The 24,757-nt window shown below is 61.1% G+C and carries 25 protein-coding genes and 1 tRNA gene; 10 read left to right on the top strand and 16 right to left on the bottom strand.

The annotated features are described in order from the left end of the window. Positions 1-3: 3 nt before the first annotated feature. The 8 genes from glgA to BM70_RS0114505 all read right to left on the bottom strand — a co-directional run bounded on the left by glgA (position 4) and on the right by BM70_RS0114505 (position 8,881). Positions 4-1,557, bottom strand: a complete 1,554-nt coding sequence (gene glgA, locus BM70_RS0114540) for a glycogen synthase GlgA (protein WP_081782072.1) — start codon at positions 1,555-1,557, stop codon at positions 4-6. 624 nt (positions 1,558-2,181) lie between these two features. Further along, positions 2,182-3,135, bottom strand: a complete 954-nt coding sequence (locus BM70_RS0114535) for a D-2-hydroxyacid dehydrogenase family protein (RefSeq protein WP_025856681.1) — start codon at positions 3,133-3,135, stop codon at positions 2,182-2,184. 26 nt (positions 3,136-3,161) lie between these two features. Further along, complete coding sequence (locus BM70_RS0114530) at positions 3,162-4,163, bottom strand: alpha/beta fold hydrolase (protein ID WP_025856680.1); 1,002 nt, start codon at positions 4,161-4,163, stop codon at positions 3,162-3,164. A gap of 56 nt (positions 4,164-4,219) precedes the next feature. After that, a complete protein-coding gene (locus BM70_RS0114525; RefSeq protein WP_025856679.1) occupies positions 4,220-4,663 on the bottom strand; it encodes a YqaA family protein in 444 nt (147 codons plus the stop codon). Then, complete coding sequence (locus BM70_RS0114520) at positions 4,660-5,106, bottom strand: DUF411 domain-containing protein (protein WP_025856678.1); 447 nt, start codon at positions 5,104-5,106, stop codon at positions 4,660-4,662. The genes BM70_RS0114525 and BM70_RS0114520 overlap by 4 nt, the downstream gene beginning before the upstream one ends. Positions 5,107-5,216: 110 nt before the next feature. Continuing rightward, on the bottom strand, positions 5,217-5,675 hold the full coding sequence (locus BM70_RS0114515; RefSeq protein WP_025856677.1) for an SRPBCC family protein: 459 nt from the start codon (positions 5,673-5,675) through the stop codon (positions 5,217-5,219). 81 nt (positions 5,676-5,756) lie between these two features. Next, on the bottom strand, positions 5,757-7,751 hold the full coding sequence (locus BM70_RS0114510; RefSeq protein ID WP_025856675.1) for a methyl-accepting chemotaxis protein: 1,995 nt from the start codon (positions 7,749-7,751) through the stop codon (positions 5,757-5,759). A 134-nt stretch (positions 7,752-7,885) separates the two neighbouring features. After that, positions 7,886-8,881 (bottom strand): aldo/keto reductase, encoded by a 996-nt coding sequence (locus BM70_RS0114505; RefSeq protein WP_025856674.1) that lies wholly within the window; start codon positions 8,879-8,881, stop codon positions 7,886-7,888. Between the two features lie 120 nt (positions 8,882-9,001). Between BM70_RS0114505 and BM70_RS0114500 the strand changes: the two genes are divergently transcribed. Next, positions 9,002-9,913, top strand: coding sequence for a LysR family transcriptional regulator (locus BM70_RS0114500; RefSeq protein ID WP_025856673.1), 912 nt, complete (start codon positions 9,002-9,004; stop codon positions 9,911-9,913). On the opposite strand, the gene BM70_RS0114495 is transcribed toward BM70_RS0114500, so the two are convergent. Next, positions 9,910-10,815 (bottom strand): AraC family transcriptional regulator, encoded by a 906-nt coding sequence (locus tag BM70_RS0114495; RefSeq protein ID WP_025856672.1) that lies wholly within the window; start codon positions 10,813-10,815, stop codon positions 9,910-9,912. The two genes, BM70_RS0114500 and BM70_RS0114495, sit on opposite strands and share 4 nt — an antisense overlap. A 102-nt stretch (positions 10,816-10,917) precedes the next feature. On the opposite strand from BM70_RS0114495, the gene BM70_RS0114490 reads away from it, so the two are divergent. Genes BM70_RS0114490 through BM70_RS0114470 form a run of 5 tightly spaced genes read left to right on the top strand, consistent with a single transcriptional unit; the run spans position 10,918 to position 15,317 of the window. After that, positions 10,918-11,478 (top strand): carboxymuconolactone decarboxylase family protein, encoded by a 561-nt coding sequence (locus BM70_RS0114490; protein WP_025856671.1) that lies wholly within the window; start codon positions 10,918-10,920, stop codon positions 11,476-11,478. A 33-nt stretch (positions 11,479-11,511) separates the two neighbouring features. Next, entirely contained in the window at positions 11,512-12,573 is a 1,062-nt protein-coding gene (locus BM70_RS0114485; protein ID WP_025856670.1) for an acyl-CoA dehydrogenase family protein, read from the top strand. Beyond that, the gene (locus tag BM70_RS0114480; protein WP_025856669.1) at positions 12,570-13,373 is read left to right on the top strand and encodes an ABC transporter ATP-binding protein; all 804 of its coding nucleotides are present in this window, start codon (positions 12,570-12,572) and stop codon (positions 13,371-13,373) included. The genes BM70_RS0114485 and BM70_RS0114480 overlap by 4 nt, the downstream gene beginning before the upstream one ends. Further along, positions 13,360-14,559, top strand: coding sequence for an ABC transporter substrate-binding protein (locus BM70_RS0114475; RefSeq protein ID WP_025856668.1), 1,200 nt, complete (start codon positions 13,360-13,362; stop codon positions 14,557-14,559). The genes BM70_RS0114480 and BM70_RS0114475 overlap by 14 nt, the downstream gene beginning before the upstream one ends. Continuing rightward, on the top strand, positions 14,556-15,317 hold the full coding sequence (locus tag BM70_RS0114470; RefSeq protein WP_025856667.1) for an ABC transporter permease: 762 nt from the start codon (positions 14,556-14,558) through the stop codon (positions 15,315-15,317). The genes BM70_RS0114475 and BM70_RS0114470 overlap by 4 nt, the downstream gene beginning before the upstream one ends. A 246-nt stretch (positions 15,318-15,563) precedes the next feature. On the opposite strand, the gene BM70_RS33345 is transcribed toward BM70_RS0114470, so the two are convergent. Beyond that, entirely contained in the window at positions 15,564-15,701 is a 138-nt protein-coding gene (locus BM70_RS33345; RefSeq protein WP_177326557.1) for a hypothetical protein, read from the bottom strand. A gap of 173 nt (positions 15,702-15,874) precedes the next feature. On the opposite strand from BM70_RS33345, the gene BM70_RS0114460 reads away from it, so the two are divergent. After that, on the top strand, positions 15,875-16,063 hold the full coding sequence (locus tag BM70_RS0114460) for a hypothetical protein (protein WP_010210250.1): 189 nt from the start codon (positions 15,875-15,877) through the stop codon (positions 16,061-16,063). 15 nt (positions 16,064-16,078) lie between these two features. On the opposite strand, the gene BM70_RS0114455 is transcribed toward BM70_RS0114460, so the two are convergent. Continuing rightward, positions 16,079-16,459 carry a hypothetical protein gene (locus tag BM70_RS0114455; protein ID WP_025856666.1) on the bottom strand — a complete coding sequence of 127 codons (381 nt, stop codon included), beginning with the start codon at positions 16,457-16,459 and terminating at the stop codon, positions 16,079-16,081. A 237-nt stretch (positions 16,460-16,696) separates the two neighbouring features. Here BM70_RS0114455 and BM70_RS0114450 point away from each other — a divergent pair, with 237 nt between their 5' ends. The 3 genes from BM70_RS0114450 to BM70_RS0114440 all read left to right on the top strand — a co-directional run bounded on the left by BM70_RS0114450 (position 16,697) and on the right by BM70_RS0114440 (position 20,458). Beyond that, the gene (locus BM70_RS0114450) at positions 16,697-18,982 is read left to right on the top strand and encodes an acylase (protein ID WP_025856665.1); all 2,286 of its coding nucleotides are present in this window, start codon (positions 16,697-16,699) and stop codon (positions 18,980-18,982) included. A 212-nt stretch (positions 18,983-19,194) separates the two neighbouring features. Then, positions 19,195-19,268: transfer RNA gene (locus BM70_RS0114445), tRNA-Cys, on the top strand. Between the two features lie 272 nt (positions 19,269-19,540). After that, a complete protein-coding gene (locus BM70_RS0114440) occupies positions 19,541-20,458 on the top strand; it encodes a hypothetical protein (protein ID WP_025856664.1) in 918 nt (305 codons plus the stop codon). Positions 20,459-20,477: 19 nt separating this feature from the next. Here BM70_RS0114440 and BM70_RS0114435 read toward each other — a convergent pair whose 3' ends face one another. Genes BM70_RS0114435 through BM70_RS0114415 form a run of 5 tightly spaced genes read right to left on the bottom strand, consistent with a single transcriptional unit; the run spans position 20,478 to position 24,751 of the window. Further along, complete coding sequence (locus tag BM70_RS0114435; protein ID WP_025856663.1) at positions 20,478-21,542, bottom strand: tyrosine-type recombinase/integrase; 1,065 nt, start codon at positions 21,540-21,542, stop codon at positions 20,478-20,480. Positions 21,543-21,544: 2 nt separating this feature from the next. Continuing rightward, positions 21,545-21,781 (bottom strand): DUF4224 domain-containing protein, encoded by a 237-nt coding sequence (locus tag BM70_RS0114430; protein ID WP_025856662.1) that lies wholly within the window; start codon positions 21,779-21,781, stop codon positions 21,545-21,547. Next, entirely contained in the window at positions 21,781-23,862 is a 2,082-nt protein-coding gene (locus BM70_RS0114425) for a DNA cytosine methyltransferase (RefSeq protein ID WP_025856661.1), read from the bottom strand. Before BM70_RS0114425 ends, BM70_RS0114430 begins: the two co-directional genes overlap by 1 nt. Further along, positions 23,859-24,404, bottom strand: coding sequence for a phosphohydrolase (locus tag BM70_RS0114420; RefSeq protein ID WP_025856660.1), 546 nt, complete (start codon positions 24,402-24,404; stop codon positions 23,859-23,861). The genes BM70_RS0114425 and BM70_RS0114420 overlap by 4 nt, the downstream gene beginning before the upstream one ends. Continuing rightward, the gene (locus BM70_RS0114415) at positions 24,401-24,751 is read right to left on the bottom strand and encodes a hypothetical protein (RefSeq protein ID WP_025856659.1); all 351 of its coding nucleotides are present in this window, start codon (positions 24,749-24,751) and stop codon (positions 24,401-24,403) included. The genes BM70_RS0114420 and BM70_RS0114415 overlap by 4 nt, the downstream gene beginning before the upstream one ends. Positions 24,752-24,757 lie beyond the last annotated feature (6 nt).

The following is a 24,757-nucleotide window of genomic DNA, read 5'->3' as shown; positions in this document are numbered from 1 at the left end:
TGATTATTTAGCGGATTTCCCCAGTGCTTTAGCCACCAGTTGCTCGTACAGCTCGGCGTAGGGTTCCACCGCCTGGCTCCAGTTGAACGGTTGAGTCATCGCCCGGCTGCGCATGGCGTTGAGCAAGCCAGGGAAGGCAAACACCTTGAACGCACGGCTCAAGGCTTCTTTGTAGCTGTCGACTGTGGATTCATTGAACAGGAAGCCAGTCACACCGTTTTCGATGGTGTCGGCCAGCCCGCCGGTATTGCGTGCGACAGGCAACGAACCGAAGCGCTGCGCATACATCTGGCTCAGCCCGCAGGGCTCGTAGCGCGACGGCATCAGCAGGAAGTCGCTGCCGGCGAACATGCGGCGGGCATCGGTCTCGTTGAAGCCGATGCGTACGCCGATCTGGCCCGGGAAGCGCAGCGCCAGTTCACGCATGGCGTTTTCTTCTTCCGGCTCGCCGCGACCGATGATGGCGATCTGACCGCCTTGTTCGACGATAAAGCTGGCAACGGCCTCGGTAAGGTCCAGGCCTTTCTGGAACACCAGGCGCGAGACCACGGCGAACAGCGGGCCGGTCGAGTCATTCAGGCCGAACAGGTTGCGCACCTGCGCGGCATTCACCGCCTTGCCTTCCCAGTCGCCAATATTGAAGTTGTGCGTCAGGTGCGGGTCCGTGGAGGTCTCCCAACTGTCTTCGATACCGTTGGGGATGCCGCTGAGCAAGCCTTGCTGGGTCTTGCTGGCCAAAAAGCCATCAAGGCCACAGCCGAACTCAGGGGTGGTGATTTCCTGGGCGTAGGTGGCGCTCACGGTGGTGATATGGCTGGAATACGCCATGCCCGCCTTGAGGAACGACATCTTGCCGTAGAACTCCATGCCTTCCTGTTGCAGGGCGTGGGGCGGGATGCCCAGCTCCGGTGTGGAGGCCAGGCTGACCACGCCCTGATAGGCCAGGTTATGGATGGTGAACAGCGTCGGGGTGCGTGACCCACGCCAGTGCATATACGCCGGGGCCAGGCCAGCGGGCCAGTCGTGGGCGTGCACCAGGTCCGGGCACCAGTGGATCTGCGCCAGGTTGGCGGCCATGTCAGCGGCGGCCAGGCCCAGGCGGGCGAAACGAATATGGTTGTCCGGCCAGTCACGGCCGTTGTTGGCGCCGTACGGCGTGCCTTCGCGCTCATAGAGTTCGGGGCAGATCAATACGTAGATGACCAGGCCATCCTTGAGGTCCATGCGCCCGATCTTGCACGGCGGCAGCGCGGCGTGGCCGCCCAGCTCACCGATGATATGGATCGGGTTGTCGCTTTCCATCACCTGCGGGTAACCGGGGATCAGCACCCGCACATCATGCAGGTGGGCCATGGCGCGGGGCAGGGCTGCGGACACATCACCCAGGCCGCCGGTTTTGACCAGGTCGGCGAATTCCGAGGTCACAAACAGGACTTTCTTGCGATTGGGGTTCTGACTCACGATCGGCCGCACAGTGTTGGTCAGGTCGGCCAATGAAGGCCCGCCTACCGGTTTACTGCCACGCTCTCCTTGAATATCTACAGCGGCACTGATCATAGTTCTCTCCCACATGTTGGTCGGCTAATGGCCCGCTGCCATTAGCTCCGATGACCGCATCCTGCGGCCAGGCGCACAAGCACTGTACAAACTGGCAAGGCGTATGCCAGTTGCACGGTTGGCCTGAAAAGATTGGATGGACGGCATTGGGTGTGTATCCCACGTGCTCGCCTTACCTTAAAACTGGACCTACGGCAGAGTTGGAAAGTTTCGATTTTTTGCGGGGTTTTTGTTTTGGAACGGACCCATCGGTCATGAGTCTAGGACAGATCCTAGAGCCTGTAGGGTTTCTAGGAAGATTTTGTAGGACAAAATACTTGTAACAAAAATAGGTCTGGTTATTAGGCGGCGGCGTTGGTTCGCAGATTTACGGGGAGAACCGGATTGTTGTGGTGAACGGGCTCTCTGTGGTGAGCGGGCTTGCTGTGGTGAGCGGGCTTGCCCCGCGCTGGAGTGCGAAGCGCTCCCAAATGGGCTATGCCAGTGCACCCTATAGATCTCGGTTGTCTGGTTTGGGGCTGCTTCGCAGCCCAGCGCGGGGCAAGCCCGCTCACCACAAACGACAAGCTGGCTCAGCCTGACGCATCCGTGCGCCCGGAAGTATCCTTGCCCTTTATTGGTGCGTCAGCCAAGCACCCGAATGGGCGCGCCGTTGGCCCAGGCCTGGATGTCTTCGATCATCTGCGCGTAGAACTGTCGGTAATTCTGCTCGCTCACATACCCCACATGCGGTGTGGCCAGCACATTCGGCAAACTCCGGAACGGATGATCGGCGGGCAGCGGCTCCTCGGCGTACACATCCAGCGCCGCACCGGCCAAGCGGCCGCTTTGCAATGCCTGCACCAGCGCCTGCTCATCCACGATGGGCCCTCGCGCCGTATTCACCAGGCGTGCTTCGGGCTTCATCCAGCCGAGTGCCTGGGCATCCACCAGTCCACGGCTGCGGTCGCTGAGCACCAGGTGCACGGTGAGGATGTCCGCCTGTTCGAACAGCGCTTGCTTGCTGACCCAGGTAACACCCGATTCGGCCGCACGTTCCGGCGTGAGGTTTTCACTCCAGGCGATCACGCGCATGCCAAACGCCTGGGCGAACAGCGCGACCTTCTGGCCAATGCTGCCCAGGCCGAGAATGCCCAGGGTCTTGCCATGCAGATCGCCGCCGAGGCCAACCTGCCAGTTGCCGGCACGCAGCGAATTGGCTTCGGCCACCAGGTTACGCGTGGAGGCCATGATCAACGCCCAGGTCAGTTCCGGCGCGGCGTGTTTGTAGCTGTCGGTGCCACAGACCTGAATGCCCAGGGCCTTGGCCGTGGGAATATCGATGGCGGCGTTGCGCATGCCGCCCGTCACCAGCAATTTGAGTTTTGGCAGGCCTTGCAGCAGGGCCTTGTCGAAGGACGAGCGCTCGCGCATCACGCAAATCACCTCGAACCCCTGCAAACGCTCGATCATCGTGGCGGTGTCCGCCGGGTAATCGTGCAGGAAATGCACTTGGCCCACGGCCTCCAGGACCGACCAATCCACTACGCCACTGGCCACATCCTGCCAATCATCAATGACTGCGATCTGTACCGACATTCACGAGTGCCTCGAAAAAAGTTGGATTAAAGGGCATTCAGGCCCTGCAACAGCGCGGTGTGAAACTGGGCCGGCTCTTCCATTTGCGGTGCGTGCCCCAGCCCCGGGAACTCCACCAGGGTCGCATGGGGGATCAGCTTGGCCACTTGCTTGCCCAACACGGCATAGTTGCCGAGCTTGGCCTTGACCGCCGGCGGCGCGACATCTTTGCCGATGGCGGTGTTATCCGCCGTGCCGATCAGCAGCAGCGTGGGCATCTGCAGGTTCTTGAACTCGTAGTACACCGGCTGGGTGAAGATCATGTCGTAAATCAACGCCGAGTTCCATGCGACCAGCGTATGCCCAGGCCCGTTGCTCAGGCCGGCGTACATATCCACCCAGCGCTCGTACTCCGGTTTCCAGCGCCCGACGTAATAGGTATTGAGTTGATACGTGCGAATGCCCTCGGCGCTGACTTTCAGCTCACGCTCATACCACTGGTCGACGCTGAGCGAGGGCACGCCCAGCGCCTTCCAGTCCTCCAGGCCAATAGGGTTCACCAGCCCCAACTGCTCGGTTTGCCCGGGGTACATCAGAGCGTAACGGGTGGCGAGCATGCCGCCCGTGGAATGGCCGATGACTGTGGCCTTTTGAATGCCGAGCTTTTCCAGCAGTTGGTGAGTGTTGTTCGCCAGTTGCTGGAAACTGTACTGGTAGTGATCCGGCTTGCTGGAGCTGCAAAAACCGATCTGGTCCGGCGCGATCACCCGGTAACCGGCGTCGCTCAGGGCTTTGATCGAGCCTTCCCACGTGGCGCCGCAGAAGTTCTTGCCGTGCATCAGCACCACGCTGCGGCCGTTGGCCTGCCCTTTGGCAGGCACGTCCATATAACCCATTTGCAGGGACTTGCCCTGGGATTGAAACTCGAAATGCTTGAGCGGATAGGGGTATTCGAAGCCTTGCAGCTCGGGACCGTAGGTAGCGGCGAATACCGGGACGGCAGCGGCCGTGAGCAGGCCGGCGATACAGAAAGCGCGGATCAGGGGCATTGGCAGGGCTCCGAGAAGGGTGGCTCGGATGCTGTTGCCCAAGGATTAACTAGCGATTAAGCGGGGACTAACACCCACTGCAAAGTCGCGGCTGCAAGCACGCCATAACGCACGCCTTTGGCCAGGGTCACCAGCAATAGAAAACGCCACAACGGCTCGCGCATCACCCCGGCCACCAGCGTCAGCGGGTCGCCAATGATCGGCACCCAACTGAGCAACAACGTCCAGTGCCCCCAGCGCTCGTAATGGTTGCGGGCTTTTTCCAACTGCTTGTCGTTGATCGGAAACCAGCGCCGTTGCTTGAAATGCTCCACCCAGCGCCCCAGCCACCAGTTCACTACCGAGCCCAGCACATTGCCCAGCGTGGCAATCCCCAGCAACAGCCACAGGCTGTAATGCCCGCTGAGCAGCAGGCCGACCAGCAGCGCTTCCGATTGCAGCGGCAACAATGTCGCGGCGCCAAACGCCGCGAAGAATAGTCCCAGATAACCGGTGATCATTGCGCCGGGTATTCAGCCACCACCACATCGTTGCCTTCACGGGTCAGGCCGATGACTTGATACGCCTCGCTGCGGCCTTGCACTTCCATGCCCGGCGAGCCCATCGGCATGCCCGGCGCAGCAATGCCCAGCAGGTCGTCGCGCTTGCGCAGGGCCAGCACCTGTTCGGCCGGCACATGGCCTTCAACGAATTTGCCGTCGATTACGGCGGTGTGGCATGAGCCCAGGCGCGGTGCCACGCCCAGGCGTTGCTTGACGGCGCTCATGTCGGTTTCGACGTGGTCGCTGACCTTGAAACCGTTGTTTTCCAGGTGGCTGATCCACTTTTTGCAGCAACCGCAATTGGCGTCGCGGTGCACGTCGATGGGGATCAGATCGGCGGCCAGGGCCAGGGGGGCGGTGAGCAGGGCTGACAACAGGGCCAGGCGAAACGGGGTTTTCATGGGGGACTCGCGTGCAGGAGAAAGCCGTTGGGATGGCGGCGATCATGACGACGTCATCACCGGCAAGCCAGTGCCTACTGGTGGGCGAGCGTGCCGGTAATGTTTCAAAATTATACGAACGGCGGGTTTTCCAACCGGTGCTTGAGCTGGTCCAACGCGACCGCCGACAGCTCGATCATGCGTTCATGCAAGGTGGCGAGTTGCAATTCGGTCTCGTAGGTCAACACGCGCTTGAACAGCGTGCCGCCTTGATGGGGCAACAGAAAATAATGAATCGAACCATCGACGGCCAGGGACGTGAACACGGTCTTGAACTCGCCGGGGCGTCGGGCGATCTGTACGCGGTAACTCATCGGCACGCGTACACCCAGCAAGTCGATGAACTCGGTAAAACGCGCGCCGGCCGGAAGTGAGCCGGTGGTGCCGGTATCGGCGCCGAGGGAGGTGGGGTGCCATTCGTGCCAGCGATCCGGTTGGGTCACATAGTCGTAAACGGCTTCGATAGGGGCCTGGATAAAGCGTTCCTGACTGATCCGCTCCAAGCGGACCGACTGCTCGGCTGCGCGCATGGCACACCTCCTGTGTGGCGTCTTCGAACTGTCAGAATAGTCCGACTCCCGCGCTTTGCACGGGAGTACACAGGCATTTGATCAGCGGACTTTAAAACGACCCATCAAGGCGATCACCCGGCCATTCGCATCCAGCAGGCTTTGGGTATTGGTTTCAGTGGCATGGCCGCTTTGCACCAGTTCTTCGACCATTTGTCGGATCTGCACCATGCTGCGGTTGATCTCTTCGGTCACTGCACTTTGCTGCTCGGCGGCCGTCGCGATCTGGGTGCTGAGGTTGTTGATATGGCTGACGGAACCGGCCATCTCATCCAGCCCGGTGTTCACCCGCGCCGTGGCATCCGCGGCCGATTGGCAGCTGGCCTGGGTGTTTTCCATGGCTGCCACCGAGGAGCTGACGCCCGCGGTCAGGCGCGTGAGCATGTCGTTGATCTGCGAGGTGCTGGCCTGAGTGCGTGCGGCGAGCGCGCGGACCTCATCGGCGACCACCGCAAAACCACGGCCTTGCTCGCCGGCACGGGCGGCTTCGATCGCGGCGTTGAGGGCGAGCAGGTTGGTCTGCCCGGCGATCGCGCCGATCACGCCGAGGGTTTCGGTGATGCGTGCGGCGTCCTGGCGCATGTTTTCCACGCTGTGGGTGGCGCTGGACACTTCGCCGATCAAGGCGCTGACGCTGTTGGACGCTTCACCCACGACCACGCGGGAACGGTCGGCGTGCTCATTGGCGCGCTGGGTGAACGCGGCGGTTTCGGCGGCGTTTTGCGCAACGGTGTCGGCGGTGGAGCTCATTTCGGTGATGGCGGTGACGGTCTGGTCGGTTTCCGAGGCATGCCGCACCAGGATCTGATTGGTATGCGCCGAAGTGCGCTGCAGTTGCTCAAGGCTTGACGACATGGCGCCAGTGGCTTGGGTCACTTCACCGATCATGTTCTGCAGGTAGACGATAAAGCGGTTCACCGAGTGGCCGATGGCACCCAGTTCGTCTTCGGCACGGATGGTGATGCGTCGCGTCAGGTCGGCATCGCCGGTGGACAGTGCGTCGATGTTGGTCTTCAGCGATTTCATGCGTTGCACCAATTGGCGGATCGCATACGCCGCGAGCAGCACCAGCAGCAACACCATCGGGATCTGCAGCAAGGCCAGGGTGCCTAGCACGTCATCACGCTGGGCGGTGATCAGCGAGGTGGGCAGGGCGGTGGCGAGGAACCACGGCGTGCCACCGATCGGCCGCATATAGAAAGTGCTGGCCACGCCCTGATTGTCGAACTCGCTGCGTTGCAGCGCTTGGTCGCGGTGGGCCAGGGCTTTGCTGACCTGGCTGGCGAACGCCGAGGAGCCGGTGAGTTCGCTGATGTTCTTCAACACCACTGGGCCGCTGATGCGCGAGCTGTTGCTGATGATCTTGCCGTCACCTTCGACGATCAGCATCTGCCCGCCGATGTCCTTCTCTTTGCTGGCGACCAGGTCATTGAAGAAGCCCAGGGTCACGTCGATGGTGGCGACACCGTAGGGCGCGCCATCGCGCTGGATGGCCATGGCGCAGTTGGTGCGCGGCTCCTGGCTGGCGTCGTCCTTGTAGGCGGCGGCCCAGGCGCATTGGCCACGCGGTGAGGCGAGGCCGCCTTTGTACCAGCTCTGGTCGTAATAGTTGGGCGCGGGGTCGCTGTTCCAGAAGGTATTCACCGCCAGCTTGCCCGATGCATCACGGTGCCAGAACGTGCTGTGCTTGTTGCGCCCCGGCGTGCGCTGGTTGGGCAGCGGCCAGATCCCGCCGCCGAAGACTTTCAGTTCGCCATATTGGTCGACCAGGCCCGGCAGCACCTTGTCGATGGCATCGCTGTCGAGCAAGGGGATGGTCTGGGTGATGGTGCGTTGCTGGGATTGAACCTTGTTCAGTTCGCCCTGGATCTGTTCGGCAACCTCAGCGATGCGGTTGAGCACCACCTGTTCTTCGGTATGGCGCAGCGTTGGGGCGACCAACTGGCCGATACCCACCACGGTCAACACAAATAACACCAGGACGAACAGCACCAGGAACAGGGTATAGCGGGCTTGGATAGAGCGCAGTGTGGGCATGGGGTCGTCCTTACGAAGCGTTTATTATCGACGCGGCTTTGTGAGAGCTTCGTAGGGCTATCGGCTTGGGCAGGCGGAGCTTTAGGTACGTTCGTACAAGAAAAAAGAGCGCCGGGTGAGGGCGCTCCGTTTATTCAGATATCCAGCATGGCCATCACGGCCTCGGGGTAGCGCAAACCGGCGGTTGCTTCGAGCGGGAAGATCGCATCCAGGGCCGCCAGCTCAGCCTGGCTGAGGCGGATCGACAGCGCTGCGGCATTTTCTTCCAGGTACTTGCGCTGCTTGGTGCCGGGGATCGGAATGATGAAGTCACCCTGCGCCAGCACCCAGGCCAGCGCGAGTTGCCCGGCGCTCACGCCTTTGTCGGTTGCCAGTGCTTGTACCTGTCTCACCAGTTCAAGGTTTTTGCCGAAGTTCTCACCCTGGAAGCGCGGGCTGAACCGGCGATAGTCATCGGCCCCAAAGTCGTCCGGACTTTGCAGTGCGCCGGTCAGGAAGCCACGGCCCAGCGGACTGTAGGGCACAAAGGCGATACCGAGGCGCTGGCAGGCGGCGAGACAGCCGTTGTGTTCCTGATCGCGGCTCCACAGGGAGTACTCGCTTTGCAGTGCGCTGATCGGGTGTACCTTGTGGGCGCGCTCCAGGGTGACGGCGGAGGCTTCGCTCAAGCCCAGGTAACGCACCTTGCCCTGCTGCACCAGCTCGGCCATGGCGCCGACGGTCTCTTCGATGGCGACATTCGGGTCGATACGGTGCTGGTAGTACAGGTCGAGGGTCTCCACGCCCAACCGCCGCAGCGTGCCGTCGATGGCATTGCGGATGTAGTCGGGGCGGCCGTTCACACCACGCAGCGCCGGGTTGGCCGGGTCGCGCACAATGCCGAATTTGCTGGCCAGGAACACCTGGTCACGTTTGCCGGCGATGGCCTTGCCGATCAGTTCTTCATTGGTGTGCGGGCCATAGATGTCAGCGGTGTCGAGAAAGTTGATGCCCAGCTCCAACGCACGGTGCAGGGTTGCAGTCGCTTCGCGGGTGTCGCTGCCGGGCGTATAGAAATCGCTCATACCCATGCAGCCGAGGCCGATGGCTGAGACGAGTGGGCCATTTGTTCCGAGTTGACGGGTGTGCATGGGGATCAGCTCCTTGGGTGGGAAGGGCTGCATTGTTACGCTCGACAAAATCGGGATAAACCGGCTAAAAGTACTAACACTATTCGTATTATCTAAATAATCCGCTCTAGGAGCCGCCCTTTGGACCGTTTCAACGCGATGCGCGTGTTCACTCGGATCGTCGAACTGGGTGGCTTTGCCAAGGCGGCCGACAGCCTGCAATTGCCGCGTGCCTCGGTGACTATCCTGATCAAGCAGTTGGAGGCGCACCTGGGTGTGCAACTGTTGCAGCGCACCACACGGCAAGTCAGCCCGACCCTGGATGGCGCCGCTTACTACCAGCGCTGTGTGCGATTGCTGTCGGACCTGGAGGAAACCGAGGCGGTGTTTTCCGCGAGCCGCCAGAGCCCGCGTGGCACCTTGAGTATCGATATGCCCTCGGGAATCGGGCGTTTGATCGTGATTCCGGCGTTGCCGACCTTCACCGCCCGCTACCCGCAGATCGAATTGGAAATTGGCCTCAATGACCGCCCGGTGGACCTGATTCGCGAAGGTATCGATTGCGTGCTGCGCGGTGGCGCAGCCCTGGACGACTCCTTGGTGGCGCGGCCCCTGGCGATGATGGATCAACTGACCCTGGCGAGTCCTGGCTACCTCGAACGCATGGGCGTGCCCATCTGCCTCGATGACCTGGCCCACCATCACATGGTCGAATACCGCTCCGGTGCCAGCGGCAAACGGTTTGGCCTGGAGTTCGAAGTCGACGGCGTGTTGCGCCCGGTCAACCTGGCCAAGCAGGTCGCAGCCAACAGTTCTGATGGTTACTTCGCGGCTTGTGAGGCCGGGTTCGGTTTGATCCAGGCGCCGCACTATCACGCGATGCGTCAATTGGCCGAGGGCACGCTGGTGGAAGTGCTGCCGCACCTGGCAGTACCCACCATGGCCCTGACGGCGCTGTACCCGCCGCACCGCCAGTTGTCCCAGCGCGTGCGGGTGTTCGTGGACTGGCTGGTGGAACTCTGCGCCCAGCCCGGCACTGGCTTGCAGCGCTAGGCTTGGGCCTTGCGATAGGCGCCGGGCTGTTGGCCGGTGACTTTGTGAAAGGCCCGGGTAAATGCTGCCACCGACTGATACCCCACCGCCAGGGCGACATCCGCCACCGTCTGGTCCTGCTTGAACAGCTGGCAGGCATGGCGCATGCGCATCATCAGCAGGACCTGCCCTGGCGACTGGCCGCACAGTTCATTGAAGCGCTTGAAAAACGCCGAGCGCGACAACCCGGTGTACGCGGCCATGCTTTCCAGGGTCCAGGCATCGGCCGGGCGGGCGATCAGTTGTTCCAGCAGGTGGGCAAACGCCGGCTGCCGGCCCAATGCGGCCAAGCCTCCGAGTTCGCTGTTGTCCAGCACCTGTTGGCGCAGAACGTACAGGAACAACAGGTGGCAAAGCCGTTCGAGCAAGGGGGAAGAGGGCGCCGGCACACGCTCGCACTCTTGCAGGATCAGTTCGAACAGGTTGCGCGCGGCGGTCAGTGAGGGGTCGCCTGCACGCAGGATGATCCAGGCGGGCAGGGTATCGACGATCATTGCCGACAAGCCGGATTGGAAATGGAAGAACCCGCACACCAGGCCTACGCCATCGCTGGCGGCACTGTCCAAGGGCACCATCGGCACACGGGGGCATTCCTGCGCACCGGCCGCCGTGGGTTCGCCGGACAGGCGATAAGCCAAGTCGCGCAGCAGGAACACCGCATCGCCGTTTTCCAGATGATGGGGCGCGCTGTCGCCATCGATGTGCAGCCAGCACTGGCCCTGCACCACCAAGTGGAAACTCGCGCTCGCCAGGCCATGGGTGCTCGCGTGCCAGTCGCCGCAGTAACGGCCCACATGGAACAGGCTGGTGTCGAGTTCGAGGCTGTCTAATAACCAATCGACAAGTGCACTGGATGAATTCATCTAATGGAAAGACTCAAGAGCAAGTAATCGCTACTTTAGACTATTGAGGCGATTTTTTATAACCAACAGACTTGGTACACCAACCCATCAGGAGTCCACTCCATGTCCCGTGTACCGTTGCTCACCCCTGAAACCGCGCCGGAAGCGGCCAAGCCCTTCCTCGAAAACGCGCTGAAAGGCTCGGGTTTCATCCCCAACCTGCTGGCGGTATTGGCCAATGCCCCGGCCGCGCTGGAAACCTACGTCACCGTATCTGGCCTGAATGCCAAGGCCGAGCTCAGCCTGGCCGATCGCGAAGTGGTGCAACTGATTGCCGCCACCACCCACGGCTGCGATTTCTGTGTGGCCGGCCACACCGCCGTGGCACGCAACAAAGCCAGATTGCCAGAAGAGGTGATCGAGGCCCTGCGCCAACGCGGCGAACTGCCCAATACGCGCTATGAAACACTCGCCGCCTTCACCCGTGAAGTGATCGCCACCCGTGGCGATGTCAGCGATGCGGGTTTCGAGGCATTCCGCGCTGCCGGTTACTCCGACGGCCAGGCCCTGGAAGTTATTCTGGGCGTGAGCCTGGCAACCCTGTGCAACTTCGCTAACGTGTTTGCCCGCACCCCGCTGAACCCGGAGTTGGCGCAATACCGCTGGGAAAAACCGGCAAGCTGAAGATGGTCCACCTGCTGCAAAGGAGAAACATGAATGCTTGACCCAATCCTGAGCCGTTGGCTCGATGTTCAGGCGCAGGCCCTGGATGTGGGCAGTTGCGATCCACAGGAAGTGCTGCCACGGCTGGCAGAGGCCAACGTATTGCGCATCGGCGTGCCGGCTCGACTGGGCGGGCTGGGCGGTGATGTGGCCGGCGCGGTAGAAGCCATCGCCAATGTCGCCAGCCACTCCCTGGCGGCGGCATTCGTGTGCTGGGGCCAGCGTTCCTTCATCGAATACCTGCTGCAAAGCCCCAATGCGCGGTTGCGCGAGCAACTGCTGCCGGACTTGCTCAGCGGCAAGCTGGCCGGGGCCACGGGGCTGTCGAATGCGATGAAGTTCTTGTCGGGCATCGAAACCCTGCAGATCAGCGCCGATCCCACCGATGACGGCTGGACCCTCAACGGCCGCCTGCACTGGGTGACCAACTTGCGCAAGAACGGCTTTGTCGCTGCAGCGGCCATCGAACATGCCGCTGGCGGCGCGCCGTTTATCCTCGCCATTCCCGACTCGGTAGCCGGCCTGCAGCGCTCCCGCGACCTGGAGCTGCTCGGCCTGCAGTCGAGCAACACCGCCGCACTGGGCCTGGAAGGCGTGGCGTTGAGCCGCGACTGGTTGTTGCATGAGGACGCGCGCAAGTTCCTGCCGGCGGTACGCCCGGCGTTCCTGGGGTTGCAGTGCGGCATGTCCATTGGCCTGGCCCGTCGCTCCCTGGCGGAAGTCGCCAACCATCTGGGCGCGACCCGTACGGTATTGCGCGAAGAGCTGGAAACCTTGCGTGTGACCCTGGACCAGTTGGTTACCGATTTGAAGAACGGCTTGCTGGCCGGGCGGTTTGCGGCCGAGCCGGTGCCGTTGTTCAAGCTGCGCATCGCCCTCGCCGAAACGGCGGCCAGCGCCGTGCAGCTGGAATTGCAGGCCAGTGGCGGCAAGGCGTACCTCACGGCCCACGGCAGTGGTTTCGCCCGCCGTTGGCGCGAGTCGGCGTTTGTGCCGATCGTGACCCCCAGCCTGGTGCAATTGCGTACCGAGCTGCAGCGCCAGGCCAACCTATGACTGACGCCGTATTGAGTGCCCGGGGGATTTGCCTGGGGTATGCCAGCGGGCCGGTGCTGCAGGGCTTCGACCTGCACTTGCAGGCCGGCGAAGTGGTGTCGATCCTCGGCCCCAGCGGTGTGGGCAAATCCAGCCTGTTGCGAGTACTGGCCGGTCTGCAGGCACCCCAGGGCGGCAGTGTGCGGGTGTTGGGCGAGCCGCTGAACGGTCCCCATCCTCGCGTGGCGGTGGCGTTCCAGGACCCCAGCCTGTTGCCCTGGCTGAGCCTGGAAAAGAACGTCGCCTTCGGCCTGGACTTCGCCCGTCAACCGCACCTGAGCGCTGACGAGCGCCGCCACCGCGTCGACCACGCCATCGCTGCCGTCGGCCTGGAACATGCGCGCCAGCACTTCCCGGCGCAGCTCTCCGGCGGCATGGCCCAGCGTACGGCGCTGGCCCGTTGCCTGGCGCGACAACCCCAAGTGCTGTTGCTGGATGAACCCTTCGGCGCGCTGGACGAAGTGACCCGCGCCGACATGCAGCACCTGCTGCTCAAGGTCAACCGTGAGCAAGGCTCGGCAGCGGTACTGATCACCCATGACATTGACGAAGCGCTGCTGCTGTCCGACCGCATCCTGCTACTGGGTAACCGCCCGGCGCGGACGTTGGGCGAGTGGCTGATCGACCTGCCGCAGCCGCGGGAAGAACAGGTGGAGGCCATCGGCGCGCTGCGTATCGACATCCTTAAAACCCTACGGCAGGCGAGCCGCCCTCAACCCGACCCCCTTGACCTGCTGGAGCCTGCCCATGTGCCTGGATGACTTGACCCACTCGCGCCGCGACTTTCTCAAACTCTCCGCGGTGCTCAGTGCCGCCGGTGCCTTGCCGTTGTTGAGCAGCTTGCAGGCGCGCGCCGCCAGCGAGCCGGATGCGCCCGTACGCATCGGCTACCTGCCGATCACCGACGCCACGCCGCTGTTGGTGGCGCATAACAATGGCCTGTTCGAAGCCGAAGGCATCAAGGCCGAGCGCCCGGTACTGCTGCGCAGTTGGGCGCAGGTGATCGAGGCCTTCATCTCGGGCCAGGTCAACGTGATTCACCTGTTGTCGCCGATGACCGTGTGGGCGCGTTATGGCAGCAAGGTGCCGGCCAAAGTGGTGGCGTGGAACCATGTGGGCGGCTCGGGCTTGACCGTGGCACCGGGCATTACCGACGTGAAGCAACTGGGCGGCAAGTCGGTGGCGATTCCGTTCTGGTATTCGATCCATAACGTGGTGGTGCAACAACTGTTTCGCGACAACGGCCTGACGCCGGTGGCGCGGGCGACGGGCACGGCCATCGCTGCCAATGAAGTCAACCTGATCGTGCTGCCGCCTTCGGATATGCCGCCTGCGCTGGCCAGCAAGCGTATCGACGGCTATATCGTCGCCGAGCCGTTCAACGCCCTGGCGGAAAACCTCAAGGTCGGCCGCGTGCAGCGCTTTACCGGCGACGTGTGGCGCAACCATGCGTGCTGCGTGGTGTTCATGCACGAGCACGACCTGGTCAACCGCCCGGAGTGGTCGCAGAAGGTGGTGAATGCGATCGTCAAGGCGCAGGTGTGGACCCGTGACAACCGCGAAGAGGCGGTGAAGCTGCTGTCCAAGGACGGCCCGAACCGCTACACCCCACATGCCGAGCCGGTGCTCAGCAAAGTGCTGGCGCCAGCCGCTGCCGACCGCGCCGCCTACCTGGCCGACGGTGCCATCCAGCACGCGAATTGGGACGAACACCGCATCGACTTCCAGCCTTACCCATTCCCCAGCTACACCGAGGAACTGGTGCGTCGCCTGAAGGACACCCTGATCGAGGGCGACAAGCAGTTTCTGTCTCAACTCGACCCGTCGTTCGTCGCCAAGGACCTGGTGGACGACCGCTTCGTACGCAACGCCATCGAGGCGGTAGGCGGCATGAAGACCTTTGGGCTGCCGGACGGTTTCGAGCGGCACGAGGAGATCGGCGTTTGAACAACGGTAAAATCCTGGGCGGGTTGCTGGGGCTGGGGGGCTTGGCCGGTTTGCTGTTGCTCTGGTGGCTGGGGGTGAACGTGTTCGGTGATGCCGGGGGCTTGTCGGCACGCTTTTCCCTGGCCGCCACCTTCGGCAGCCTGTGGGAACTGCTCGGACGTGGCGAGCTGTACCTGCATATCGCGGTGAGCCTCAAACGTATTTTTGTCGGGCTGTTCCTGGCCTTGCTGGTGGGGGTTCCCCTGGGGTTGCTGGTGGGCAGTTCGCGCAACCTGGAGGCGGCGACTACGCCGGCCTTCCAGTTCCTGCGGATGATCTCGCCGCTGTCATGGATGCCCATCGTGGTGATGCTGATGGGGGTAGGGGACCAGCCGATCTACTTCCTGCTGGCGTTTGCCGCCGTGTGGCCGATCATGCTCAACACCGCTGCTGGCGTGCGTCAATTGGACCCGCGCTGGTTACAGTTGAGCAGCAGCTTGAGTGCGACTCGTTGGGAAACCTTGCGCCGGGTCATCATCCCGGGCGTCGTAGGGCATGTGCTGACGGGCGTGCGCCTGGCCATCGGCATCCTGTGGATCGTGCTGGTGCCGTGCGAGATGCTCGGGGTCAGCGCCGGCCTGGGGTATTACATCCTGGATACCCGTGATCGGCTGGCCTATTCGGAACTGATGGCAATGGTGCTGCTGATCGGGCTGCTGGGCTTTGCGTTGGATGCGTTTGCGCGGTGGTTGCATCAGCGTTGGGTGCATGGAGAATAACGTTTCAACCCAAAGGCCCGAGTCGATGCTTGTCGGGCCCTGGTTTTCGCTGTCTGAGTGTCGAGTCAGATATTGATGTTCCAGTGGAGCGTTCAGGCCCGGGAGTGTGAGCATCATCGTAAGCACCTGTGTTTGCACCGGAAAGACGTGCCTGCTCTATGGGACAGGCACGTTTTTAAGTGTTGAAACAGGTGTTGGCGTTCCAGCATCGAGAGAAGGGAATGTGAGAAATAATCTCAAGGACCGTCAGCGATGGTAATACCCAGGGCCGCCGCCCTCGTAGCGATGGTCATGCCAGCCGCCACCGCCGTGGGGGAAAAAGATGCAGCCACTCATGCTCAACATGATCAGCAAGGGAATCAGCAAGGTGATTCGACGGAACATTTCAAAAATCCTCTAGGGTACTCACTGGGTGTTTCAGGCGTCGGACAAGCCAAAGCTTTTCATCGCCTGTAACATGAGACCCTGCCGACCCCATTCCATCCCCGTCACCGGGTATGTGCTTGGCATGTTCGGCGATACACAGTGGATACATTCTCAAGGTTCAGGAACCCGTCATGACCCAAAAGCAGCGTTTGAAATATTCGATTCTGATTGCCCTGGCCGTACTGGCGACGATGTTTGGCCTGTCCTACTTGCAGAACACCGGGGTTATCAGTGAGAAGACATTCCAGACCATCGCCATTGCCGTCGCAGTGGTCGTGGTGGTGATCAACGGCATCATGCGTCGCAAGGTCAAGCTCTAAGCGCCAGGGCGCCGATCAGGCGCGACCTTCGAGTACCTTCGCAGCCTCTTCATGGAGGCTGTAGCTTTTATCCGCATTGAGGGTGATCACGCCCTCGCTGCACAGGCGCTTGAGCACCTCGCGCACGCTGAGAAACGACAGCGGGATACCCAGTTCCAGCAAATGGCTGTGCACGCCGCGTACGCCCAGGGTGCGCTGATTGTCGGCGGCGGTGAGCAGGGCGTCGATGACCTTCAGCCGGATCAGGCTGGTGCGCAAGCCAAAACACTTGAGCAAATGGCGGATACGCTGGTTGCCTTGTTGTTCGGGCGCTTTGCCGAACGCTTGTGTGCCGCTGCCGAAATTGGCCTCGGCAGCCGATGAATGTCCATCCGTGGGCACTTGCGGGTTGTACATGCAAAAACTCCTTATCAGAGCCTGATCAGGAAAAAATGAGCGCTCTTAGTTAATAAGACGAACGAGCGAGCGAAATCATGAAGTGTTGGATGTAGAAATTTCGTCGGTATCGGTTTTGTCACGTTCGTGCTCGCTTCAATAAACGTCCCCCCGCGCTAAATTATTCCCGGCGGTCTGCGTTCTTACGGTGGGGTTATTACCCCTTGTGAGGCGGTTAAATCTGACGGTGGAGTCTGCGTGATTATTTCCAATGGGTTGTCCAGGGTGTGTGTGGCCGGGGTGTTGCTGGGGGCGAGCCTGGCCGCGTCTGCGCGGGAGCAGGTAACGCAAGCGTCGGCGGATATCCGTCGTACCAGTTACGGTGTGCCGCACATCCGCGCCAACGATGAGCGTGGCCTGGGTTTCGGCATTGGTTATGCCTACGCCCAGGACAACTTGTGCCTGTTGGCCAACGAAGTCGTCACGGTGAATGGCCAGCGCGCCAGGTTCTTCGGCCCCGAGCAGGCGACTCTGGAAGAGCGCAACAACCTGGCCAGCGATATGTTCTTTACCTGGCTCAACACGCCGGACGCAGTGGCCGCATTCTGGAAAGCACAGAGCCCGCAGATCCAGCAGCGTATTGAAGGTTATGTGGCCGGCTACAATCGCTACCTGAAAGAGCAGGGCGCACCTGCACAGTGCCAGGCGGCCTGGGTGCGGCCACTGGTGGCCGAAGACCTGGTCAAGTTGACCCGTCGGCTGTTGGTCGAGGGCGGCGTCGGGCAATTCGCCGAGGCCCTGGTCGGCGCGACGCCCCCTCAAGCGACCGCCAGCGTGACAACCAGTGCCAAGGCTTTTGAACGGGTCGCCGCCAATCAGCAGCGCTTCGCCTTCGATCGCGGCAGTAACGCGGTAGCGGTGGGCCGTGATCGCTCGTTCAACGGGCGCGGCATGCTGCTGGCCAACCCGCACTTTCCGTGGGTGGGGGGCATGCGTTTTTATGAGATGCACCTGACCATTCCTGGCCAACTCGACGTCATGGGCGCCGCGCTGCCAGGCCTGCCGGTGATCAATATCGGCTTTAACCAGCATGTGGCGTGGACCCACACCGTGGATACGTCCAAGCATTTCACGCTGTACCGCCTGACCCTGGACCCCAAGGATTCCACGCGCTATATGCTCGACGGCAAATCGGTGCCGCTGGATCAGGCCACGGTAACCGTGCAAGTCAAACAAGCGGACGGCAGCCTCACGGATCAGTCGCACACGGTCTATAGTTCGCAGTTCGGCCCGGTGGTGCAGTGGCCGGGCAAGCTCGATTGGGACAGCCACTACGCCTTCAGCCTGCGTGACGCCAACCTGGGCAACGACCGCGTGCTGCAACAATGGTACGCGATGAACCGCGCCGCCAGCCTCAATGAGCTGAAAACCTCCGTGCACACCCTGCAAGGCATCCCATGGGTCAACACCCTGGCCACCGATGACCAGGGCCAGAGCCTGTACATGAACCAGTCGGTGGTGCCCAACGTCAGCGCGGCCAAATTGGCCCGATGCAGCGATCCACGGGCCGGCCTGCGAATGATCATGCTCGACGGCGCCCACAGCGCCTGTGCCTGGGACATCGACCCGCGCGCGGCCCAGCCCGGTATCTTCCCGGCTGACCAACTGCCGCAACTGGAACGCACCGACTACGTCCAGCATTCCAACGACTCGGCCTGGTTGGCCAACCCCGAGGCGCCACTCACCGGCTTCTCCCCGGTGATCAGCCAGGACCACATCGGCCTCGGCCCGCGCGCACGGTTCGCCCTGCAACGCCTGCAGTCCCTGGCTAAACCGATCAGCGTCAGCGACCTGCACAACATGGTGATGGACAACGAGGTGTACCTGGCCGGCCAGGTCATGCCCGACCTGCTCGATTTCTGCGCCAAACACCTCGGTACCGAGGCCACCGCGTTGCAACCCTTGTGCAGCAGCCTGAAAAACTGGGACCAGCGCGCCAACCTCGACAGCGGCATCGGCCTGGTGCACTTCATCAACCTGGTGGACCACTTGCAGCAAATCCCCGATGCCTGGCGCGTGGCCTTCGACCCGGCCCAACCCCTCACCACCCCACGTGGCGTGGCCATCGACCGCGCCGATGTCGCCAAAGCCCTGCGCGAAGCCATGCTGGCCTCCACTGCCGATGTCGCCAAACTCGGCCTGACCGCCGACAGCACATGGGGCGATATCCAGGTATCCGGCCAAACCCCGATCCACGGCGGCCCGCAGGAACTCGGCATCTACAACGCCATGCAAACCGTGCCCCGCGCCGACGGCAAACGCGAAGTGGTCAGCGGCAGCAGCTACCTGCAAATCGTCATCTTCGACGACCAGGGCCCGCAGGCCCGGGGCGTGCTCGCGTTTTCCGAGTCCAGCAACCCAGCCTCCGCGCATGCCAAGGACCAGACCCAAGCGTTCTCCCAGAAACAACTCCGCCCGCTGCCCTTCACCGAAGCCCAGATCAAGGCTGATCCGCAGTATCAACAGCAGCGCATCAAGGAGTAGGGCAGGCGCGCAACCCCTTGATGCCAGTACGAAATATTTTTGAAATCAAGGGGTTGCACGCATACGTAAATACGTACATAATGGCGCCCATCGAACGCAACGAAGCATTAAAAACTTCAATGTATTCAGTAGGTTAGAGTAGAGGCAGGGTTGTACAGCCCGCTCAAGTTTTTATGCGATGAGTGTCAGCAGCTGGGACATTGATCGTTTGAGGCCGAGTAGCAAAATGGTTATGCAGCGGATTGCAAATCCGCCTACGCCGGTTCGATTCCGACCTCGGCCTCCACTCTTAAAGCCCCGTAGATCAATGGTCTACGGGGTTTTTTATTGCCTGCGATTTAAGAACCGTTCCGCAACTTTTGCCATTCGTTCCGCAACTACGCTCTGATTTCTTCAAATCCACGAACACTCAGCTCGGCGGGATTTCTGGTTGTGAGCGCGGTGAGACCTGCAAATTCGCTACTTGATTTGAGTGCGTGATGGCTCGCATGATGTCACCAGGGATGTCGTGAGACATACAGCTGATAGAGCTGCAACCACGAATGTTTGAGGGACTCAATGAAGCTTATAGATGAAGCGATAGAAATTCTGAGTGATGCAAGCCAGCCGCTGGCAAATGCTTTTTTTAAAGCTCAAGTGATCGCGCATAGGCTGCAGAATGATGACTTCGCGAAGTGGGTGAAGAGTGAAATACAGGGGTATGGAGATAACGATGAACTTCCAAAATATCGTATCTCGAATTTAACTCCGTACGGCAATCTTGAGAACGGAGCCAGGTATTACAAAAATTTTAAGTTGCCTGTTGGTGACATGCCTGAAGATATGGTTGAAAAGTTTCTGGTTTATAGGCACAACCAAAGCATTGCCGTAATTGAAGAATTTTCCAAAAAAGCCGATGATCTAGCAGTCAATATCGATCACCGGTTGTATCCATATTTACGGCAAGGGATCGATAAATCATATGCAATTTCAAGCGCCTGGGGAAAACCTCCGGCTGGTTTTTTTGAGCAGATACTGAATGAAGCAAGATCGCGATTGCTCGACTTTCTTTTAAATCTTGAACACGTAATACCAGAGAAGGCGGCGGGCGCCGATCCCAAGATCATGCCCAAAGTTGAAGGGTTAAGCGAGATGTTCAAGGGTGCTGTTTTTGGTGACGGGGCTAATATAAGTCTGGCTATCGGTGAGGGGAATCAAGCATCACATAATCAGTCAACGGTTGGTGTAAATGATTTGCCGGCTTTGATTCGTGAGCTAAGAAGAAACAAGGTTGCAGAGGCTGACGTGGCAGAGCTACAGGTTGCCATCAATGACGATGACCTCAATGCTGAATCGGACAGCAATAATTTTGGTCCTGGTGTACGCACTTGGCTTGCCGGCATGATTTCTAAAGCCGGCACTCCGGCGTGGGAAATTCCTGCCCAGGTTGGAGCTGGCGTGCTGACCTCTGCGTTGACAAAGTTCTTTGGGATGTGAGCCGTTATTCAGACGAAAATCATTTCGTTGGTTTAACGATTTCCCCAATACGTCGATAGACCTTTTTGGTCATCTCTTCCGTAGTGTGGCCAAGCAGGCGGCTGGCGTGTGTTAGTTCAATCTCGCTGGCCGCTTTTGGGCGAATGTCTTTAAACTGGAATTGGCGTATCAGCACTGCCAGGTCAGAGTCACCATCGGTGCCAGCTTTGATGGCCGCTTTCTCCCGGGCTTCGTCCCAACGATTGCGCAGCATCTGCTGGCTCATCCGAAGTCCGGATGTATTGGTAATCAGCCTCGATGTTTTTATGCCGCTGAGGGCCCTACGTTCCTGTAGGTCATTGATAAAGGCGCTCAGTCCTGACTGCACACCTTCATCCTCCAGTCGTAGGCGAAGTTTCTTCGCGGTCTTGCCTTGTTTCACCAGCAGGAACTCGTCGTTTAAATCCGTGGTGGCCACTTTCAACACGTCGGCCGGGCGCTGACCAGTCAAGTAGGCGAGGTCCATGGCATCCTTGAGTTCCTGCACGGCTGCGTCGTACACGGCATTCCAAACGATATCGCCGGCGTAATAGTCCCGTGGGGTCTCCTTGTTGCGGCGTACGCCGAAGCAAGGGTTAGCGTTGTTGGTCAGGCCCCACTCGCGGGCGATCGTGAACATGTGCGACAGCAGCGCGATTTCCCGATTCGCCCTGACCTTTGCAGTCCTGGCGTCCCGGTATTGCGCTACAACCTGGGGCGTTATCGAATCAATAGGGGCTTTCTCAAACGCTTTCCTGAGCTGTTTCAGTTCCTTCATGTTGTCGGACTGGGTGCGCAGCCCTTTGGTTGGGATGATTTCTTTCGCATACCTGTCGAACAAAGAGCCCAGCAGATGGCTGGGCTTTGGTGGTGCTCGCCGCTCCAGTCTGGCCCATTCCACTTTGGCCTGGTCGAGGTCGCCACCAAGCGGAATCTCTTTGCGTTTACCCTCAGCATCCCTGCCGTTGTAGTAGTACCCAATCCACGTCTTTCCACTCTTACGCTTGTGGCATCGCCGGATCATTCGCGGAGGGAGGTCTCGGTTGGCTATCGATTTCTGGCGCATGGTCAGCTCACGTTCGCCAGGTCGAGCGTCCAGGTTTCTGCCGCTGGGTTCACGGCGGAAGGCGTGACGCCTGCAAGTTTCATTCGGGCGTACACCCGGCCCACGATCGGGCGCCGGGCGCCGGTTAGAACATGCTCCCAGTGGTTATCAATCAACCACTGGATCTGCTTGGACGGGATCTGATAGCCGGTGATTGTTGCCAGCTCTTCGTCGGCCAGGGTCTCGCTTTGGAATTCCATCATGCTGCCTCCCGCTGTTGCAGGGTGAGTTCCCACGGGTCATTAGCGCGGGCCAGTGCTGCCATCGGTGGCGGACTGACGCTGTTACCGCACATGTGCACCTGCTGGGTGACGGTGAAGGGCTTGCCATCGGCGCCATGCGTGATGTGGTAGTCAGCCGGGAAACCCTGGGCCTTGTACAGCTCCGCTGGCTTGAGCATCCGCAGGCAGATATCTACGATCACGTAGGGGGTGCCTTGAACCATCACCGTGACCAGGGCCAGGCGGTCCTTGGTGGTAATAGTGGGCGCCGGTGCGTTGCAGGCGCTGGTGTTCTCGGTACCGTAGTAGCTGATCAGGAAGGCGGCAACGCGCAGAGCGCCCGCTTCGTGTTCTGGCGACAGGGTGAGAGACACCAGCGTGCTCTTGCCGCCACCACCGGCAGTAATGGTCGGCGCCGGCTCTTCCAGGCCCTGGCCCACGCTTCCCCCAAACGCCCGCTCCATGAAAGCGCTGACCAGGCCGTGGTGCTGGCCGCCGGCGCTGATGGTGTGCAGCGGGTCATTCGCGTCCCGCGCATCGCAGTTGCCGCGCATGTGCACCAGGTGCGCCGTGGCCAACTGCTGCTGGCTGCCGGTGTTGGTCACCGTGGTCATAGGGTCGCGGATGTCCTTGGCGTGCACGGTGTTGAATCCGCCGTTGGCCTGGATCATCACTGCGGCGCTGACGGACTGGCCACCGCCGCTGGCAGTGACGGTGCCCACTGGGCCGCAAATGTCGTTCACCCCATGGGAGCGGCGCTTGGTCACGCCGGAACCCTCGCCGTGTCCCGCTTGGACGATGCAGGCTGATGTAACCGCGCGGTGACTGCGGGTCATGAGCGTTCCGATTGGTTGGTCGGCTGATACTGGGTGACCGGCGTACACTGGCCCGCCGGCCCCTACCATCAACGGGCTGATCAACGTCAGCTCGCCGCGATTCGCGCAGGTCACCGTCGGCAGTGGCTCGAGCGGGTCATTGATGCGGACGCTGCCCTGGTGCGTTGCCGGCGCGATCACCGGGCTGACCACAGAGAAGGCGCCGCCCTTGGGGTAGGACGTGATCGTGCGCAGAGGCTCGCCGGCGGATTGCACCGACTCACCCGACCAGTTCGCAATCGGGACAATGAACGGTGCCGGGTTGTCGATGACGAATTTCTTCATGCCCTTGGCGACACGGCGCAGGGTGGCGTCGGCCAGGTCCTTCTTGCGGCCGAAGATGCTTTTGCCCAGGTCTGTGAAGTCGATGCAGTCGGCAGCGGTCTTCCACTTCTGTTGGCCCTTGGCCGGGTTCTTCGCGTGGGTCGGCTCCGGCCACACCACCGGGCGGCCATCGCACCGCGCAATCATGAACAGGCGCTCCCGGCTGGTCGGTGCGCCAAAGTCGCACGCCTTGATCACCTTCCACTCCACCACATAGCCCATGCCTTCCAGCAGAGCCACGAAACGGCGCCAGGTGCGGCCGCGGTGTTTCGGGTCAGGCACCAGGAACTGGTTGGAAACCGGCACCTGTTCGCCAGGCGCTGCCACCCGGTTGGTGGTTTTCCCTTTCTTGGTCGGGTGCGGCACCTGGTCCAGGGTCACCACCCGGCCGGTGGCCTTGTCGCGCTTTGCAATCAGCCGGCCCCATTGCAAGATCTGCTTCACGTTCTCCAGGCTGATCACCCGGGGCCGCTTCTTGCCGCCCCACTTGAGGCCGATCCACGACAGGTTGCGGATCTCGCGCTTGCGCGGCTGGCCGCCGGCGGCCTGGGAGTGGTGCGTGCAGTCCGGCGACATGTGGAACCAGCCCACGGCCTTGCCGTCGCACTCGGTGTCCGGGTCACCCTCGAATACGTCGGTGGTGAAGTGCTTCGCGCCTGGGTGGTTCACGGTGTGCATGCTGATCGCTTGCGGGCTGTGGTTCTTCGCCACGGTCACGGTGCGGCCCAGGCCCATTTCCAGGCCAGTCCCAGCGCCGCCGCCGCCACAGAAGAAGTCGACAACGATCTCATCGTCCTGAGGGTTGAAGCCAAGTCCGTATTGGGTTTTGAAGTCGAACGGCTGTTTCTTCAGTGCGCTCATGCCGACAACCTCCGCCGATGATCGCTCTGCATCAGGTTCATTAACTGAGTGAAGAACGCCATTGAGGCGTAGTCCGCAGGAAGTGGGACGATGACGTCCGTCATAGGCTGCACGCCGCGTAGGCATTCCCATTCTTCCAGGTGGTAGGGCATGAGGTCGCGACGTTCAGTAGCCAGGGCCACCATGTCGGCTTGTTTAACGCAGGCCGGGAGGTCCGGCAGGATGCTGAATCGGGTGCACACCGCTAGCCAAATGTTGTTTTCGACAACCTGGTACTCGGGCAATACCGCTTTGAGCGGGCGGGTCATGTCGCCGATGTAGGCTTCGGTCGCGTCGTGCAGCAGGGCTACCAGCTGGTGCTCAGCGGGTACCAGGCTGGCAACGATCAGGCTGTGCTGGGCCACGCTGTAGTGCGCACGGGTGTGGCCATTGAAACGGCACAGGCGTGATAGCGCGTGAGCAATATCCACCGGCTTGATCATGGCTGCGGTTGGACGCAGCAGGTCGAACTGCTGGCCGCTTTGGGTGATGATCCAAGTCATGCCGCATCCTCCGCGTTGATTGGCGCGGGGTAGGCTGCCAGCCACATCTTCGCGGCAAAGGCGGTTAGCTGGCGGCGCTGTTTGTTCACTTTGGCGACCATGATCTCTGTGCCTGGGAACGCCTGCCAGGTTTCCACGGCAAGCGCTAGCGATGTGGTGATCTTGGTCAGCAATTCGTGGTCTTCGATGGTGCAGGTCGTGGCGTTAGTCTTTTGCTGGCGTGCAGCATGAAGGCCGTTATAAAGGCCTCGGTTGTATGCTTTCTTGCTGGCTTTAATCAGGAAGAAGGCGGTTGCAATCCAGCCGATCAACAAGCCGATTGCGATGATGTAGGTTTCGATTTGCATGTGCTG

The organism is Pseudomonas sp. CHM02, assembly GCF_000612585.1.
GTDB lineage: Bacteria > Pseudomonadota > Gammaproteobacteria > Pseudomonadales > Pseudomonadaceae > Aquipseudomonas.
The sequence above is the reverse complement of the archived record's forward strand: the minus strand, read 5'-3'. Positions and strand labels throughout refer to the sequence as shown.